The following is a 16,353-nucleotide window of genomic DNA, read 5'->3' as shown; positions in this document are numbered from 1 at the left end:
AGCACCAGCACGCAGGACTGACAAAGAATGCGAGGGTTTGCCTACGCGCTAAGATCCATTGGATCTGCTTTTTAATGTATCAGCCATAACCACACATACAACCCCAATAACGTGATGATCAGCGTTGGTATGGTTAGAATGATTCCAGCTTTCATGTATGCTCCCCAAGAAATATGCACACCTTTTTTCTTCAAGACATGAAGCCACAGCAATGTCGCCAATGAACCGATTGGGGTCATTTTCGGACCAAGGTTTGAGCCGATGACGTTGGCATAAATCAGTGCATCTCTCATCACACCTGCTGTATCTGTGTGACCGATGGCAATCGCATCAATTAAAACGGTTGGGAGGTTGTTCATGACAGAAGATAGCACTGCTGCCAGAACCCCCATAAACATCGTTCCCGCAAGTAAACCGTGTGACGCCCCCTGTTCAATCCACGCCGCTAAAATTTCTGTCAGGCCGACATTTTTCAGCCCATACACCACGACATACATGCCGATAGAGAAAAACACAATCGACCACGGTGCTTCTTTGACGACTCGTTTTGTCGCTACTTGTGGACTCCGTTTTGCCAGCCATAAGAAAGCAATGGCAATGCCTCCTACAATGATTGACACCGGAATGCCTGCCAATTCCCCAGCAAAATATCCAACAAGCAAGCACCCTAACACATACCAAGATAACCGGAACATGCGCAGATCACGAATGGCCGAAGCTGGTTCCTTCGCCTGCGAAACATCGTACGTTTTCGGGATGAGTTTCCGATAAAACACATACAGCACAAGCATACTAGCGCCAAGCGATACAAGGTTTGGGACGAACATGTTTGCTGTATATTCAAGAAAGCCAATATGAAAATAATCGGCTGATACGATATTGACCAAGTTACTAATGACAAATGGCAAAGACGTCGTATCTGCAATAAAGCCGCTTGCCATGACAAATGGCAGGATCATACGCTCATCCAACTTCAGCGCTCTGACCACAGATAAAACGATCGGGGTTAAGATAAGTGCTGCTCCATCGTTGGCAAAAAAAGCTGCTACCACAGCGCCGAGCAATGTTAAATAAATAAACATGCGGACCCCGTTCCCTCTTGCGGCTTTTGCCATATGAAGTGCCGCCCATTCAAAAAAACCAATCTCATCTAAAATCAATGAAATGATGATAATTCCAATAAATGCAAAGGTGGCGTTCCAGACAATTTGGGTAACTTCCCATACATCGCCCAAATGAACGACCCCAAAAGCAAGAGCAAGAATCGCTCCCCCGCACGCTGACCATCCAATGGTTAAACGTCCTGGCTGCCAAATGACAAGGACGAGGGTCATGATGAAAATTAAAATGGCCAAGGTGACTGATCCCAAAGGTGGCCCTCCTTTCACTTTCCTCATAAAATCTTTATCTATCATACAACGAAATAAGGCAATTGTATGCCATTTTATGATCTCGCATAAAAATCCGCAGGTCATCCTTTGCACCTGCGGAGTCCACGTCTATTGATCTTTTTTCATCAGCATCAATTCAATAAATAACTCACATCGCTGGCTAAAATGACTTAAATCAATAGACGTCATTTCAAAAATTTGTTTCATTCGATAGTTTAATGTATTTTGATGAATAAACAACTGCTCTGCAGCTGGTTTTAGCTTGCAATTATTCAATAAGTAGACCTCTAAGGTTTTTAAAAATGATGTTTGGCTGTCACGGTCTTTTTCCTTTAGGCGCAACAAATCTGGATTAAAGTCGTTTTTCTTTTTTTGGTGACTGTAAATCGAGTCTAAGAACCGGAAGACCCCCAAATGCTCGTAATCGTATGGAATCAATTCCTGTCCGCCGACAATCTTCACTGCTTTCACGACTTCTATCGCTTCAAATCGACTTGTGCTCATTTTCATGACATCTCGATATTCTCTTCCCATCCCAATATATAAAGGAGATGGGTGTGTATGCGTTTTCGATTGAAGATGGGCGACGACATCCGCAGCGGTCGCTTTTGGTGAGTGGCGATCTGACAAACTGCCTAATATCACGACGATGTCTGCTTGCACAGAGTAGACGTGATTGACCTTGTCTTCTAGCTGTAAATAGGTTCTAATCATATCCTTCACATCTTCTGCCGTCTCACTTTTGTTATCGGCGGCATGAACAACCATCACAGTAAAGACAGCTGGCAGTGGAATGCTTAAATTCTCAGCTTCCCATTTCAGCTCTTCTTCTGTATAAAAATGATCATCCATGACCTTTTTGAAGAACTCTTCAATCTTGCCTTCCTTTTTCTCCAACTGTTTCTTATTTTTATAAATAACTTTTCCAACCTGAAACGATGCCTCGTGTAAAAATTGCAGCTCCTCTTGAGAGAGAGAATCTTCAATGTCCTGCACCCAAATAAAGCCGACAACCTCTTGTTTGTGCTTGGCGCTCACAGCCACTCGTCGATTAAACCCGAGCTCCTCATGACCATTCACATAAAAAGGATTTGAATCTGTATATAGCTGCTCAATGACCCCTGTTTTTTTTAACCAATCCACCACAGCTCCCGGACATTCCTTTGAGAAAATGGTTTGCTGATTGACTGGGTCGAACTGCTGGATGCTGTAAGAATTATAAGCAAGCAGCTGACATTCAGTACTTTCTAAAATGACTGGTTTTTTTAAATACCCACTAATAAATGCAATTAATTTATCGACATCAAAAAATGTATGAAGCTTTTCTAATATCTCTTCCATCCCGATTGCTCCCTGAATAAGTGATACATTTATCATACTTCTTTCCAGTCATATTTGTATAGAAACAAGTCGTAGACAGGTAAAAAAAGCATGAACTCGCCTGCACGAGTTCATGCTTTTCCATATTAAAACATTTCGCTGATCGTTTTGGCCTGCATGTGCAGAGCAAGATAATCTGGTCCGCCTGCTTTTGAATCAGTTCCTGACATTTTAAAGCCGCCAAATGGGTGGTATCCCACAATCGCTCCCGTACAGTTACGGTTAAAGTAAAGGTTCCCGACATGGAACTCCTGCTTCGCACGGTTGATGTGATCACGATTATTTGTAATGACCGCACCGGTTAACCCGTATTCTGTGTTGTTGGCTACTTCAAGCGCCTCATCAAAGCTTGAGACTTTTGAGAAAGCTAGGACAGGTCCAAAGATTTCTTCTTGCATTAAACGAGATGTTGGCTCTAGATCTGCAAACACGGTTGGATGAATGAAGTACCCTTCTGAATCATCACTTGTTCCGCCAGTGACTAGACGACCTTCTTGCTTGCCAATCTCGATATATTCCGTGATCTTGTCAAAGGAAGCTTGATCAATGACAGGTCCCATGTACACATCAGCTGATAACGGATTCGCTGTTGTTTTCGTTTCTGTGATTTCCTTCACTCGCTCAACGACTTGGTCATACAACTTCTCGTGGACGACAGCACGAGATCCAGCTGAACATTTTTGACCTGAGAACCCGAAGGCTGATGTGAAAATGGCATTAGCGGCTAATTCGACATCTGCATCCTCATCTACAACGACTGTATCCTTACCGCCCATTTCAGCAATAACACGCTTTAAATGCTGTTGTCCTGGCTGTACTTTTGCCGCACGTTCAAAAATACGTGTGCCTACTTCTCTTGATCCAGTGAATGTAATGAGGCTTGTTTTTGGATGATCTACTAAGTAATCTCCAACTTCTGCTCCGCTACCTGGCACGAAGTTGACAACACCTTTCGGAAGACCTGCTTGCTCCAGTTCTTCTACAAAGCGGGCAGCAATGACAGGCGTCGCACTTGCTGGCTTTAATACAACTGTATTCCCTGTGACGATTGGTGCAACCGTTGTTCCTGCCATGATTGCAAACAAGAAGTTCCATGGTGGAATGACAAGCGTCACGCCAGTTGGTGTGTACACATATTGATTGCGTTCCCCTTCGCGGCTGTTCACCGGTTTGCCTTTCGCAAGCTCTAGCATTTGACGGGCATAATACTCTAGGAAGTCAATGGCTTCTGCTGTATCTGCATCCGCTTCATTCCAAGGCTTCCCTGCTTCTTTTACGAGAAGGGCTGAATACTCATGCTTTTTACGGCGAATGCTTGCCGCAGCGCGGAATAAGACGCCGGCTCTTTCTTCTGGAGACGTGTAGCGCCATGTTTCAAACGCTTTTGCCGCAGCTTGAATCGCTTGCTCTGCCTCTTCTTTCCCAGCTTTTGATACGGTACCCACGACTTCTTCCTTCTTCGCCGGATTGATCGAGACAATCTTGTCTGTTGTTTCGATTCTTTCTCCATTAATCACAAGCGGATAGGTTTGCCCAAGTGAATCTGTTACTTTGGCTAATGCTTGTTCAAACGCTTGGCGATTTTCTTCCTGGCTAAAATCCGTGAATGGTTCATGCTTGTAAGGTGTTGTCATCTTTGTCACGCTCCCGTTTCAAATTATTTTCTCGTCATCCCTTTTAAAGCAAATGCAATGTTTGCTGGTCGTTCTGCAAGACGTCTCATGTAGTAGCCATACCACTCTCGTCCATACGGGGTGTAGACCCTCATTTGATAGCCTTCCTTCACGAGTGCTTGCTGCGTTTCTGATCTCATGCCATACAGCATTTGAAATTCGAACTGACTTGTCTGTATATTGTGTTTTTTCACAATATGTTTCGTAAATTCGATCATTTGATCGTCATGTGTCGCAATGGCTGTATAGTTCCCTGAGAGTAATTGCTTTTCGATCAGCTTCTTGTAATTCTGATCGACGTCTTTTTTGTTTGGATACGCCACTTCGGCGGATTCCTTATAGGCACCCTTTACAAGTCTTAAAAATGGCTGCAACTCATTTAGGTCATCAAGATCTTGTTCTGTTCTGTACAAATACGCCTGCAAAACCGTACTGACATACTCATATTGAGATTTCATTTCTTTAAAAATGTCCAGCGTTTTTTGACAGCGCTGTTCATCCTCCATATCAATTGTCACCATAATACGGTGTTTCTCTGCCGTATCTAAAATGCTTTTCATATTGCGATACACAAGGTCATCGTCAATATCTAAGCCAAGCGATGTCATTTTAAGTGACACGTGGGAATTGAGTCCCGCCTCTGCAATTCGCTGAATGGTTTGAATACACTCATTCGTCCGCTCATTTGCAATCTCTGCCTTTGTGACAAACTCACCGAGATGATCAACCGTTACGGCCATACCTTGATCGTTTAATCGTTTGATGACAGGGATAGCGCTCTCAAAATCCTTCCCACCGATGATTTTCTTTGATGCAACAGCACTTCCCCAATTACGAGCAATATGGTTCAAGAGACTGCTCTTTGACAAAAACAAGAAGAAATTTCTTGTGACCGACTCCATAAAGGGCACCTCCCACTCTTTGTAAGCTATGTCTTTATTGTAAGGCTCATGAGCTGTCCGCTACAATATTTGAAGATGACAAAAATTCTGACTTTTTTTGTGGTTTTATCACAATAAGAGATAAAAAAAGAGTCTGCCGCTATCCGGCTGACTCTCCCCTCCTACGCCCACACCTCATCAAGGGTAGACTGCAAAAGCTCATTTAATTCTTGCATTAGATTGTCTTTCGGCTGATTGTAGCTTTTCACCAATTCATCAAAACGCGCCAGCTCTTGATCAATAAATGGATGGACATGAGCGAGACGATTCTCTACATCCATTTCTTCTCCGTCCATTTTACGTTTGAGCAGTTCGTGAATTTCTGCTAACAGCGGGCCTTCCTCCACTAGCTCCTTGAGTAATTCATGAAAGTCCATTGGTGGAACTGTTCGGTAACGTTCAATCCACTGGCAGGCAAGCAGCGGACGAAGCACATAGAAATACTTCTTGATTCGCACCTGCTCTCCTCGTAAATGCCGGCTTTCATTCCGATTAGCCATATTGAGGTAATGATACATCAAAGCCGCAGGGTAAAACGCTCGATCCTTTAATTCTCTTAGCTCCTTTGCCAAAGAGAAAGATTCAGCATAGATGATATCAGAAGACAGCCATTCCATAATGGACGGATTTGATTTATTGAATAGGCGCAGTGCCTTTCTAAGCTCCCAGCCGCTGATATCAAGCATGTCATCAATCGGTCGTTCTATGACATCACGATGCTCTTCCATCGCCCAATACCATTCTTTCCGGGGAACATATAAAAAGCGAACATCATAATCACTATCGGTCGAGGGAAAACCCCATGCCCTGCTGCCTGATTCGACGGCAAGACAAATCTTGACGTCATACGTTTCTTCGATGATTTTCAGCTCTTTCTTAATTCTCTCTCTCAAGTGTCCATCAACTCTTTCTATAGAATTCTGCATGACTTCTTCACCTTTTGGGAAAATACGAATAAGACATATATGAAAAAGGAGTTGGATCTGATGTCTATATCTCGCATTATGAAATGGATCACTGGGATTTTTGAAGCTTGCCTTGCTATCCCTGTGATCGGAGGTCTATTCGTTATCAGCAATGGCTATTCACCGCTCATGGTCATGCTTATTCTGCATATTATCACACTCGTCTTATCGAAGCGAGACCAGGGACCAATGATTGGAAGTATCATTGGAATTGTCACATCCTGCCTTGCATGGATTCCGATTCTCGGATTCATCCTTCACATCATCACAGCCCTTGCCCTGATCGTTACAGCATTAGTGCCTGATGAAAAAACAAGACAGAACACCAGTTATTAAGCTGATCGCTCCAATAGCTGAAAAAGACAAAGAGCTAAAATGAATGTCATTTTAGCTCTTTGTCATGCTCTTATGTTGATAGAAGCAAATGCTTTTGTAAAAAGGACAGCTTCTCTGTTTGAAAAGCAGGGATAAACTCGTGTCCAAAATAGCGATATACTTTCAGGTCTTTATCTGTTTCTAAATGGTTGTATGCCGCAAACACAGTAGATGGTGGGGTTATTTTGTCAATCAGACCGATCGCCATCAATGTTGGCTGTTTCACCCATCCAGCTAAATTGATTAAATCAAAATAGCTTAATGTCTCAAATGCCTTTTCCTCCACTTTCGGATCACTGTTTCTGCGAAAGTATGAATTGATTTCTAAATAAGGCTGCTCCAAGGCAACGTCCACTGCACGCTCGAAGTTTGATAAATAAGGGTAATCTGCCACGACGACTTTCGGAATGTCTGATAGGGCTGCAGCTGCAACCGCTAATGCGCCTCCCTGGCTCCCACCAATTACGCCGATCCGGTGTTCATCTACTTCGGGGAAAGACTGAATGACTTCAAGTGCACGAACAGCATCTAGATAAACGCCTCGATAATAGTACGTATCCTTCGATAAAATGCCTTTTGTCATCCATCCTAATGCATGCCCGCCTGGCGTCACTGATGTGTCTTCACTGCCACCTTGACCGCGGACGAGCATACCAAATGTTGCATAGCCGTGCAGCGCCCAGTTGACGATGTCATGAATGCCGTCGTCATAGCTGGCATTATAGCCATGAAAACGAACGAGCGCTGGATGCGGACCAGTTTGATCAGGCACAGCATAAAAGCCTTCAATTTTAGAATGTCCAAAGCTTTGATACGTCAGGCGGTACACCTTGACGCCTTTCACTGGATAGTCATAAGATTCAAGTGTTGGCTCTGCCTCCACTTGGCGCAGTTCTTCGAGCGATTTCTTCCAAAAGTCTGAGAAATCAGGACGTGCTGTTTTCTTTGGTTTATATTTTTTTAGCTCTTCTAGTGATAAATCGAACAATTGCATATCATACTATTCCCCTTTGTTTTATTAGTTATGAGTATCATACCACTCATTTCTTGATTGAGAAAGTCATTTAACAAAACCTTCTGACATTTCTATTGGCAAAGATGGCGGAAAGCTTTATGATAAAGAAACTGGCTTGAAGACTAGATGTTTCAGGCAATATCACCCGAACCATTCATTGCATGAAACGAATAAAGGAGGAAGACCGACATGAACATCGCCCTGATTCAAATGGACGTACAAATAGGAGAACCTGATGTGAACTTTCAGAAAGCAGAAGCGTTTTTAGAAGAAGCCATCCGCCAACAGCCTGATTTGATTATTCTACCTGAAATGTGGAATACCGGCTATGCGTTAGAACAAGCGGATGAGCTTGCCGATGCAGATGGCGAGCGAACAAAACAACTCTTCTCTTCCTTTGCCCGCAAGCACCAAGTGTATCTCATCGCAGGCAGTGTTTTAAATAAGAGGACAGAAGATGAAAACATCACCAATACAATGTATGTCTTTAACCGCCAAGGTGAGCTTTTGTTAGATTATGATAAAATTCATTTATTCCGCTTAATGGATGAACACAACTATTTAACCGCCGGTCATCAGCTTGGTTTATTTAACTATGATGAAGATGTCAAGATTGGCACCATGATCTGCTATGACCTCCGCTTCCCTCAGCTTTCTAGGACGCTCGTGAACAAAGGGGCGAAGGTGCTTGTTAATACCGCTCAATGGCCGTCAGCAAGAGTGGACCATTGGCGCAGTCTGCTCATCGCAAGAGCCATTGAGAATCAGTCATTTGTGATTGCGGTGAACCGGACGGGCACAAGCAGAGACACTGAATTCCCTGGTCACTCCATGGTGATTGACCCGCTCGGACGCATTCTACTTGAGACAAATGATGAAGAAGACATTTATTATGCAAACATTGATCTTCAGCTCGTAGATGAAGTGAGACAACAAATCCCCGTTATGACAGATCAGCGGCTGGATTTATATTAGAAAGCAGGGGCCCCCTGCTTTCAGCGTGTAGACAAACCCTCGCATTCGGTGTCAGTCCTGCGTGCCGGTGCTCACGAATGTCAAATTCGCTCCGCGTCGGTACTCGTCCTTCCTAGGGCTGCAAAGGTTTTCTATCACGCTGAAAAAAGGTAAAAGCAGGGGACTCCCCTGCTTTTTACGTTTAATTAAACGTTTGTTTAAGCTTTTCCTTGATTCTGTTGAAGGTCCATGAAGGCTTGAGCGGCTTTCGTTAAATATCTTTCTTCCACATATGCAAACACAAGAGTACGGGTTGGGCATGAATCAATGTGTAAATAAGTGACTGCTTTCCTTTCCTCTTGTGCCACCATTTTCGGCACCACCGTCACACCTAGCTCATTTTCAACCAATGCCTGAGCTGTTTGAATATGACTTGTTTCAAATGCAATCCTCGGCCGAAAGCCATGATGACGGCACAGTTCCGTGACCACTTGCCGAAAGCCATATCCCTCTTTCAGCATAATAAATGGGGCATCTTCCAGAAGATGAAACGGGATAGACCCTTCTTGATCCGCTTGATTGATGATTTGATTGAGTTCATCCGTCAACCACGGTTGAGCCGTTTGCGGAATGGCGAGGAGAAGCGGCTCTGTCAGCATTTGTTTTGTTTTCAATGATTCATGCTCGACAGGCAGAGAAAGAATCGCCAGATCCAGTTTCCCAGCGAGTAAACGTCTTTCTAGCTCACGAGGCGATTCTTCTATCAAATGAACGTGAACGTGCGGATACGTTTGACAATAGGTTTTTAATAAACTTGGCAGGACATATCCCCCTGTGACAGCTGGCGCACCGATCATCAGTTCTTTCCCTACCTCATAAGCAGCTTCCCCCATCTCACGCAATAAATCATCTCGTTCCTTCAAAATGGTCTCTGCTCTTTTGATCAATCGGTTTCCTTGAGGTGTAGGAGTGACTTGTCCATACTTCCGAATAAACAGAGGAGTATCTAATTCCTCCTCAAGTTTTTTAATTTGCTGACTTAACGAGGGCTGTGCAATGTGAAGTTTTTCCGCTGCTTTTGTAAAGCTTTGCTGCCGGTACACTTCCATGACATATTCCATCATTCGTATATCCACTTCTCTCACCTCATAGGTTTTAACTATTCATATCATATCTTTTATGTCTTAGACAAATCACGGGAAGAACCCTACGATAAAGAAACAACAAAAAGGGGGTAAAGGAATGAATCCATATTCAAAAGCCGAGAAACAATTCTCACAAAATGCAGAGAACTACCGAGATTCACCCATCTTTGCAGCTGGAAAAGAACTTGAATGGATGAAAACGGCGGCGAAGGCAAAGGGCGATGAGCATCTACTTGATATCGGCTGTGCTGCAGGTCATACCGTTTTTTCCTTTTCAGACGTCATCTCTAAAGGAATCGGGATTGATGTCACACACAAAATGATCGAGGTTGCTACAGCACTTGCGGAAGAGCGACAGCTGAACCACATTACGTTTGAGCAGGCATCCGCAGACGCATTGCCCTTTTCTGATGCATCATTTGATCTCGTCACATGCCGATTTGCTGCTCATCACTTCCCACATCTCCCGGCAGCCATGTCTGAAATCAGCCGAGTCTTAAAGAAAGGCGGCAAATTTCTACTTGTCGATCATTATGCACCTGAAAACCAAGCACAGGATGACTTTATTAATCATTTAAATAGACTGAGAGATCCCTCCCATGTGCGAGAAAGCTCGTTATCAGAATGGAAAGAGCTTTTCGCTGACAACCATCTGACGAAAGAAGATATCCATTACTGGGATCTGCATATTGATTATCAGGACTGGATCATACGAGGACGTACACCAGAGAATGTTCAAAAGGAAATCGTTGCCCACCTTCATGCTGCAGACGATGAAACGAAACAGCTGTTTCAACTGCAATTCGACGAACATCGTCAGCCAATATCCTTTTGCCTAAAAGCCGCACTGCTTCAAGGGATCAAACATTAAACTGATCGAAAAAGTCTACCCTGGCCGGTAGACTTTTATATTTTGATTCTACATTTACACTATCTGATAGATATTACTTTTCATGTTCGTGACAAGGAGTGCTGCATGATGTTTCTATTATAAGATAATTGAACTGAGGTAGGTTAGGCTTTTTCAAAAGTGTACGTAAATCCTCTGAATAAAAAAAGAACCTACCCTCTTTAGAATAAGTTCTTCACTGCATGCATCACTTACGGTGCAATATCCTCTAATACTTTCTCTCTCGTTTCGATCATTTTAAAAGCAAGAATTGCTCCCACTACAGTCACACTTGCAAAAAGAATAAAAATAGTTGAAACACCGCTCACCTCTAAAATAAAACCTATCATAATAGGAGCGATCGCTGAGGCCAGCCTAAGCCACGCTGTAGCAAATGCCGTACCAATTACCCTCATACGGGTTGGATAGATTTCAGGTGTATATAAATAGAGAAGAACTGTAATTGTCCCCATCATTCCGTAGGCAGCGGACCCTAAATAAATAACGCTTTCTGGAGAATTTGCTCCGCTGATCCATAAAGCCGTTAATAAAGCACCTGTTACGATAAATGCAATGGTTGCCCAGCGCTTCCGTCCTACTTTATCGATTAAAAATGCACAAGCGAATACCCCTATGGTCTGTAAAATATTTGTGAGAGAGGCTGCCCTTAATGAATCTCCAACTGGCAAATTGTAAACCGTATTATAAAGACTCGGTAACCAGTTATTTAATCCATTCGATACAAAGTAGGCAGAAAACCATAGTCCCCATACGATCAATGTTCTTTTACGATAAAAAGTAGAAAAGAGCTCTTTCCAGTCGCCTTTTTCAGTGCTGCTGGACACTTGCTTTGCAACAGGCATTCGTTTATCCGTACTAGCTTCAATCTCTTCAATGATTCCTTCGGCTTCATCTAACCTGCCTTTTGAAATAAGCCATCTTGGAGATTCACGCAACATGAAAAAGAAGACAAAGACGATTAAACCGCCAATTCCACCAATCAAGAACATCCATTTCCACCCAAAGCTAGGGACAACAAATGCACCAATTTGAGCTGAGATCATTAATCCTAATGGAAAAATCATCTCATAGAGCATAAAAAATCTCCCTCTGCCTTGGGCCCGGGACAACTCATTGATATATGAGGCCGCTACTGGCACTTCTCCTCCTACTCCAATCCCCTGTATAAAACGAAAAATAAAAAGGGCCATAAAGTTACCTGAAAATACACATGCGATACTCATAATAGACATGAGAAATACAGTCCACTTTGCACTAAATACACGGCCACGTCTTTCTGCTAACCATCCAAAGAAAATAGCACCAATCGCTTGTCCGATATAACCAGACCCAATAAGAAGACCAATTTGAGCAGGTGATAAATTCCACATGCCGATGAGAACTGGGAGAACAAACGCTAAAGATAGTGCATCAAAAGCATCAAAAAAGGTAGCAGATCCCATAATGATACGAGGTTTTAAATGCCATCTCGAAAAAGGTACACTTTCCATCCTAGTCAATAGTTGTGAAGCTCTATCAACAACTTGCTCATCATGAGAATTTGAATTTCCGCTGAGTTCTAACGTCATGATATCTCCTCCTTAATAGAGGAAATGATGCAAAAGTACATGCTGATGAGCACAAAAGAAATCGCTTACATTTTAAATGAAGAGACATTCTAAAGCGATCATATGAGTTTTCAGCATCTATCATTTCTTTTTTGGCGTTCCCGTGGTGCCACGATCTACATAGTACATCGGGAAGATATGTTCCATTTTCTCTAACTGTTCTCCTTCTACTAACTGCGTTAGTAAAGAAACCGCTTTTCTTCCCATTCCAACTAAATCAACATGAACAGAAGATAAAGAAGGGGTTAGAAAACTTGCAATGGGCACATCATCAGCACCAACGACAGACAAATCATGAGGTATTGACACATTTGCGATATCTGCCGCTTTCATGACCCCTATCGCCAAAAAATCTGAAGAGCAAACAACTCCAGTCATGTGCTGGTTTCCTTGGAGAAATTGAGAAACCACTTCTACTACTTTTCCCCCATCAAATTCATCTAACTCAAACACAAGCTCTTTGTTCATTGTTAATCCTAAACTTTTCAGTGTACGCTCATACCCCTTGTAATACCTCACACTATGCATCGAACTCATTGGACCATTGACCAGTCCAATGGTTCGATGACCTTTATCAAATAAGGCCGTGACAGATTGACACACACCTTCCTCATCATCTGGCCTGACACATGGAAATGGAGAATCCTCTAAGTAACTTCCGACAACGATAATGGGAATAGCCAAACTTTTTAACCAATCCATGCTCAATTCTTCATTTCTTGGAGAAAATAAAATGGCACCATCTACAGCCTGCGTTTCAAGTAATCGCTGCTGCTGTACAGATGTAAATGACATCAACATATTAAATTCAGTCTCATCTAATTCCTTCGCTATCCCATCTAAAATCGTCGAAAAAAATGGATTATTCAAAATATATGAACCACGAGGAACCACGACAGCAATATTGCCAGTCTTTCTTTTAACGAGCCCTCTAGCTCCTAAATTAGGACGATAGCCTAATTCATCAATCACTTGTTTAATTCTTTCAGCCGTTTGAGCACCTACTCCTGGTTTGCCACTTAATACTCGGGAAACAGAGGCGATAGATACTCCAGCTTTCAATGCGACATCTTTAATACTTACTGACACATTTCATACCTCCGGGAGTCTGTTGTTTTATACTCTATTATAACCTGACTCACCTTCATCATGAAATCAATGGTCTGTTATTTACTAACGTTTTCCTTAAGTAAACCAACACTTTGAAGGCCCTGACGAATCTCTTCTTTTTCCTTTTGAGTTAAAGGTAATACTGGCTTCCTCGCAAGCGAACTGCTGATCAAACCTCGCTGGAACATCGCTTCCTTCATTCGCAGATGAGAGGTAGAAGAAGGTTCATCCATTTTATACACAGCATGCTTTAATTCAAAGATTCTATCGTACACTTTATTAGCCGCTACAAGGTCTTGTTCTTCCACACATTTCACAAGCTCAGCAATCAAATCTGGGACAAAACAGCCGAAACCTACAAGCGCCCCATCAATTCCTTGAACTAATGTTGGCAATAAATATTCATCGTGACATGTGAGCAACGATACATCTGGTGCATGCTTTTTCAGTGCGCGCACATCCACTTCATATTGCGCCATGTCTCTTTGACCGATTTTAAATGAGACAACGTTTGGAATCTCCGACATTTCTAATAATTGACTGGTTGTATAAGAGGTTTTTGTCCATGTTGGATATTGATGGACGATGATTGAAATATCAATTGCTTCTGCAACATCTTTAAAGAATTGGACAGGTGACTCAGGCTGCATACCGAATCTCAGCCATGAATGTGGCGGCATAAGAAGAATACCTTCTCCACCAGCTTCCTCCACTGCTTTTGCATGCTGGATCGCTTCAATTGTCCCTTCAGCAGAAACCCCAGAAATGACAGGAATTTCTCCCTTTAATTCGTCGGCTGCAATACGCACAGCTTCAGCTCGTTCATGTGGCAGCAAAGTCATAATCTCGCCAGTATGTCCATTGACAACGATCCCATTAATCCCTTCGTGCCCCGCCACCCAGCGAACAAGCTTACGAAAAGCAGGTTCATCAATTGAATAGTCATCTTTAAAAGGAATTAAGACTGCCGGGAATACACCGCTCCATTTTTCTTTATTTTTCATCAACAAATTCCTCCCCATCCGTTATAGTAAACGTTTACGGTAAGCGTTTACGTTAATAATCATAGAATGATCTAACCGAAGGTGTCAACAATATTTTTAAAAATTATAATAATTCAAAAAACGATTATTAGAATTTAGATACTATTTTATTTTTTCAAAAAAAGAAAATGAGAGATATATTTCGTTTCCCACATCAATCAAAAAACCTCATCATCTTGACCTAGTTGTAGTCTAATCACCACTTTTTTCAAACGGCTAGTCACACCACATAGAGGATGCATACATTTTGATATAATGACGAAGGAAAAAACATCTTTTCTTCTTTTTTTCATCCATCATCCAACTTAGACTGTGATTTCTTTGACTACTCCTGATCTAATAGAAAAAGTCTACCCCCTTAGGATAGACTTTTTTATTTCGAATATAGATCCCAGCCAAGCTTGAGTGTGTCGACAATATAATTGGCGACTTCTTCAGCTTCTAGATGATCTGTTTCCACTCTTGAGTTATGAAGGGAATAAATTTCCCGGCGCTCTTCAAACAGCTCTTTCATCTCGTCAAGCGTGCGGTTATGAAGAACAGGACGGTTTTCAATTAAAATATCCAGCCGCTGTTTCCAATTCTCCCAAGATAGGTCAAGGAAAAGAACCGTACAATGCTTTAAGCAAGATCGTTTGATTTCTTCCTGTTTAAACGCACCGCCTCCAAGAGACACGATCTTTAGCTGAGTATGTTCACATAAATCGACGATATAGTCCTTTTCAGCCTGTCTGAAGAAATCTTCTCCTTTTTGCTGAAACATTTCTGGAATCGTCATGTTGTACTTTTTCTCAATCTCCTGATCAACATCAATAAAATCTCTATATAACTTTTTGGCAACCAGCTGCCCAATGGTTGTTTTCCCAACGCCCATAAAGCCAATGAGGACAATATTTCGCTGTCTCACAGGAATCTCTCTATTGTTTTTCATGTTCGTGACACGTCCTCCTTACGACAAGGAATGCTACATAATGTTTCTATTATATGATAAATGGACTGAGAAAAGATAGGCATTCTTAAAAATTGTGTTTGACGACGTAACCGAGCTGTTCGGAGAGCTTCTCGGCATGCTCTTTCACTTTTTGCTGCAGCTGAGGGATGACATCTTCAGTAAATCGTTGGGTCGGTCCAGAGATGGATAAACATGCCTGCACTTCCCCATGAATGTTAAAGATCGGTGCCGCCACTGCCGCCGATCCGACTTCCCGTTCATCAATACTGCAAGCGGTATGCGTTTCAAGAATATGACGACATTCTTTTTGCCATTCCTCCATCGTCATGTGATCAGCCTCAGACGCGAAAACTTGCTGTTGAAACTCTTCGCTTTGGAAAGCAAGCAGCACCTTTCCACCAGCACCAGCGTATAACGGCAGCTTCTCACCGATTTTCACAAGATGCCGAATCGATTGCAGCCCTTCGGCTTGTTCAATACATACCCTGCTTTGGTGATCGAGCACATACAGGTTGACGGTTTCCTTTGTTTCATCACGAAGTGTGTACATGAGCGGTTTTGCCAGTTCCCTCAATTTGATGGACTTCCCAGCAATATAACCGAGAAGATAAAGTCTTTGACCGAGCCGGTACTTCATCGTCTCTTGGTTCTTTTCCACAAAATGATTCATTTCAAGTGCCTTGAGCAGTCTCGTTGTGGTAGACATTGCTAAGTTCATCTCTTTTGAAATGTCCGTTAGCGTCAACTCTTGACGTTCTTCGCTAAAGCAAGAAAGAATATCCAAAGCGCGCTGAACGGTACGCAATCCTGATTCTTCTTTTGACTTTTTATCAGCCATGTTCACTTTCTCCTTTTCCCCTTTGATTTCTTATCGACATGATTAACCAATTTT

The 16,353-nt window shown here is 42.5% G+C and carries 15 protein-coding genes; 3 read left to right on the top strand and 12 right to left on the bottom strand.

All coding sequences use genetic code 11. The features are described 5' to 3' along the window. Positions 1 to 71: 71 nt before the first annotated feature. From AC0VYC_RS01920 to AC0VYC_RS01900, 5 genes are all read right to left on the bottom strand, one after another. Positions 72 to 1,370 carry an arsenic transporter gene (locus AC0VYC_RS01920; protein ID WP_008342056.1) on the bottom strand — a complete coding sequence of 433 codons (1,299 nt, stop codon included), beginning with the start codon at positions 1,368 to 1,370 and terminating at the stop codon, positions 72 to 74. Positions 1,371 to 1,499: 129 nt separating this feature from the next. Beyond that, positions 1,500 to 2,732, bottom strand: a complete 1,233-nt coding sequence (locus AC0VYC_RS01915) for a PucR family transcriptional regulator (protein ID WP_008342058.1) — start codon at positions 2,730 to 2,732, stop codon at positions 1,500 to 1,502. A 125-nt stretch (positions 2,733 to 2,857) separates the two neighbouring features. After that, positions 2,858 to 4,405: an L-glutamate gamma-semialdehyde dehydrogenase gene (gene pruA / locus AC0VYC_RS01910; protein ID WP_217967572.1), complete on the bottom strand. Its 1,548-nt coding sequence runs from the start codon at positions 4,403 to 4,405 to the stop codon at positions 2,858 to 2,860. A 23-nt stretch (positions 4,406 to 4,428) separates the two neighbouring features. Next, positions 4,429 to 5,346, bottom strand: coding sequence for a proline dehydrogenase family protein (locus AC0VYC_RS01905; RefSeq protein ID WP_024718963.1), 918 nt, complete (start codon positions 5,344 to 5,346; stop codon positions 4,429 to 4,431). A 161-nt stretch (positions 5,347 to 5,507) separates the two neighbouring features. Continuing rightward, a complete protein-coding gene (locus tag AC0VYC_RS01900; protein WP_274660765.1) occupies positions 5,508 to 6,311 on the bottom strand; it encodes a nucleotidyltransferase domain-containing protein in 804 nt (267 codons plus the stop codon). Positions 6,312 to 6,371: 60 nt separating this feature from the next. On the opposite strand from AC0VYC_RS01900, the gene AC0VYC_RS01895 reads away from it, so the two are divergent. Then, positions 6,372 to 6,686 (top strand): hypothetical protein, encoded by a 315-nt coding sequence (locus AC0VYC_RS01895; RefSeq protein ID WP_008342068.1) that lies wholly within the window; start codon positions 6,372 to 6,374, stop codon positions 6,684 to 6,686. 70 nt (positions 6,687 to 6,756) lie between these two features. Here the strand turns inward: AC0VYC_RS01895 and AC0VYC_RS01890 are convergent, their stop codons facing one another. Next, on the bottom strand, positions 6,757 to 7,719 hold the full coding sequence (locus AC0VYC_RS01890; RefSeq protein WP_274660764.1) for an acetylxylan esterase: 963 nt from the start codon (positions 7,717 to 7,719) through the stop codon (positions 6,757 to 6,759). Between the two features lie 210 nt (positions 7,720 to 7,929). On the opposite strand from AC0VYC_RS01890, the gene AC0VYC_RS01885 reads away from it, so the two are divergent. After that, positions 7,930 to 8,715, top strand: coding sequence for a carbon-nitrogen family hydrolase (locus AC0VYC_RS01885; RefSeq protein ID WP_058336341.1), 786 nt, complete (start codon positions 7,930 to 7,932; stop codon positions 8,713 to 8,715). Between the two features lie 197 nt (positions 8,716 to 8,912). Here the strand turns inward: AC0VYC_RS01885 and AC0VYC_RS01880 are convergent, their stop codons facing one another. Then, a complete protein-coding gene (locus AC0VYC_RS01880) occupies positions 8,913 to 9,818 on the bottom strand; it encodes a LysR family transcriptional regulator (protein WP_138279258.1) in 906 nt (301 codons plus the stop codon). A 118-nt stretch (positions 9,819 to 9,936) separates the two neighbouring features. Here AC0VYC_RS01880 and AC0VYC_RS01875 point away from each other — a divergent pair, with 118 nt between their 5' ends. Further along, positions 9,937 to 10,710: a class I SAM-dependent methyltransferase gene (locus AC0VYC_RS01875; RefSeq protein ID WP_475389280.1), complete on the top strand. Its 774-nt coding sequence runs from the start codon at positions 9,937 to 9,939 to the stop codon at positions 10,708 to 10,710. A gap of 230 nt (positions 10,711 to 10,940) precedes the next feature. Here AC0VYC_RS01875 and AC0VYC_RS01870 read toward each other — a convergent pair whose 3' ends face one another. The 5 genes from AC0VYC_RS01870 to AC0VYC_RS01850 all read right to left on the bottom strand — a co-directional run bounded on the left by AC0VYC_RS01870 (position 10,941) and on the right by AC0VYC_RS01850 (position 16,299). Continuing rightward, positions 10,941 to 12,317: an MFS transporter gene (locus tag AC0VYC_RS01870; protein ID WP_058336338.1), complete on the bottom strand. Its 1,377-nt coding sequence runs from the start codon at positions 12,315 to 12,317 to the stop codon at positions 10,941 to 10,943. A gap of 120 nt (positions 12,318 to 12,437) precedes the next feature. Continuing rightward, positions 12,438 to 13,445 carry a LacI family DNA-binding transcriptional regulator gene (locus AC0VYC_RS01865; RefSeq protein ID WP_017358562.1) on the bottom strand — a complete coding sequence of 336 codons (1,008 nt, stop codon included), beginning with the start codon at positions 13,443 to 13,445 and terminating at the stop codon, positions 12,438 to 12,440. Between the two features lie 77 nt (positions 13,446 to 13,522). Beyond that, the gene (locus tag AC0VYC_RS01860; protein ID WP_060832059.1) at positions 13,523 to 14,470 is read right to left on the bottom strand and encodes a dihydrodipicolinate synthase family protein; all 948 of its coding nucleotides are present in this window, start codon (positions 14,468 to 14,470) and stop codon (positions 13,523 to 13,525) included. Between the two features lie 412 nt (positions 14,471 to 14,882). Next, positions 14,883 to 15,440 carry a shikimate kinase gene (locus tag AC0VYC_RS01855; protein ID WP_025206715.1) on the bottom strand — a complete coding sequence of 186 codons (558 nt, stop codon included), beginning with the start codon at positions 15,438 to 15,440 and terminating at the stop codon, positions 14,883 to 14,885. Between the two features lie 85 nt (positions 15,441 to 15,525). Further along, positions 15,526 to 16,299, bottom strand: a complete 774-nt coding sequence (locus AC0VYC_RS01850; RefSeq protein WP_144668218.1) for an IclR family transcriptional regulator — start codon at positions 16,297 to 16,299, stop codon at positions 15,526 to 15,528. Positions 16,300 to 16,353: the final 54 nt, after the last annotated feature.

The organism is Bacillus sp. iso_77 (assembly GCF_056173625.1).
This window is presented reverse-complemented; position numbering and strand designations above follow the sequence as displayed.

Excerpts from the sequence above, each read along its gene's own strand:
- AC0VYC_RS01875 (WP_475389280.1), top strand. The coding sequence starts at position 9,937 with ATGAATCCATATTCAAAAGCCGAGAAACAATTCTCACAAAATGCAGAG.
- AC0VYC_RS01890 (WP_274660764.1), bottom strand. The coding sequence starts at position 7,719 with ATGCAATTGTTCGATTTATCACTAGAAGAGCTAAAAAAATATAAACCA.
- AC0VYC_RS01905 (WP_024718963.1), bottom strand. The coding sequence starts at position 5,346 with ATGGAGTCGGTCACAAGAAATTTCTTCTTGTTTTTGTCAAAGAGCAGT.
- AC0VYC_RS01855 (WP_025206715.1), bottom strand. The coding sequence starts at position 15,440 with ATGAAAAACAATAGAGAGATTCCTGTGAGACAGCGAAATATTGTCCTC.
- AC0VYC_RS01895 (WP_008342068.1), top strand. The coding sequence starts at position 6,372 with ATGTCTATATCTCGCATTATGAAATGGATCACTGGGATTTTTGAAGCT.
- AC0VYC_RS01860 (WP_060832059.1), bottom strand. The coding sequence starts at position 14,470 with ATGAAAAATAAAGAAAAATGGAGCGGTGTATTCCCGGCAGTCTTAATT.
- AC0VYC_RS01850 (WP_144668218.1), bottom strand. The coding sequence starts at position 16,299 with ATGGCTGATAAAAAGTCAAAAGAAGAATCAGGATTGCGTACCGTTCAG.
- AC0VYC_RS01900 (WP_274660765.1), bottom strand. The coding sequence starts at position 6,311 with ATGCAGAATTCTATAGAAAGAGTTGATGGACACTTGAGAGAGAGAATT.
- AC0VYC_RS01880 (WP_138279258.1), bottom strand. The coding sequence starts at position 9,818 with ATGATGGAATATGTCATGGAAGTGTACCGGCAGCAAAGCTTTACAAAA.
- AC0VYC_RS01885 (WP_058336341.1), top strand. The coding sequence starts at position 7,930 with ATGAACATCGCCCTGATTCAAATGGACGTACAAATAGGAGAACCTGAT.
- AC0VYC_RS01870 (WP_058336338.1), bottom strand. The coding sequence starts at position 12,317 with ATGACGTTAGAACTCAGCGGAAATTCAAATTCTCATGATGAGCAAGTT.
- AC0VYC_RS01915 (WP_008342058.1), bottom strand. The coding sequence starts at position 2,732 with ATGGAAGAGATATTAGAAAAGCTTCATACATTTTTTGATGTCGATAAA.
- pruA (WP_217967572.1), bottom strand. The coding sequence starts at position 4,405 with ATGACAACACCTTACAAGCATGAACCATTCACGGATTTTAGCCAGGAA.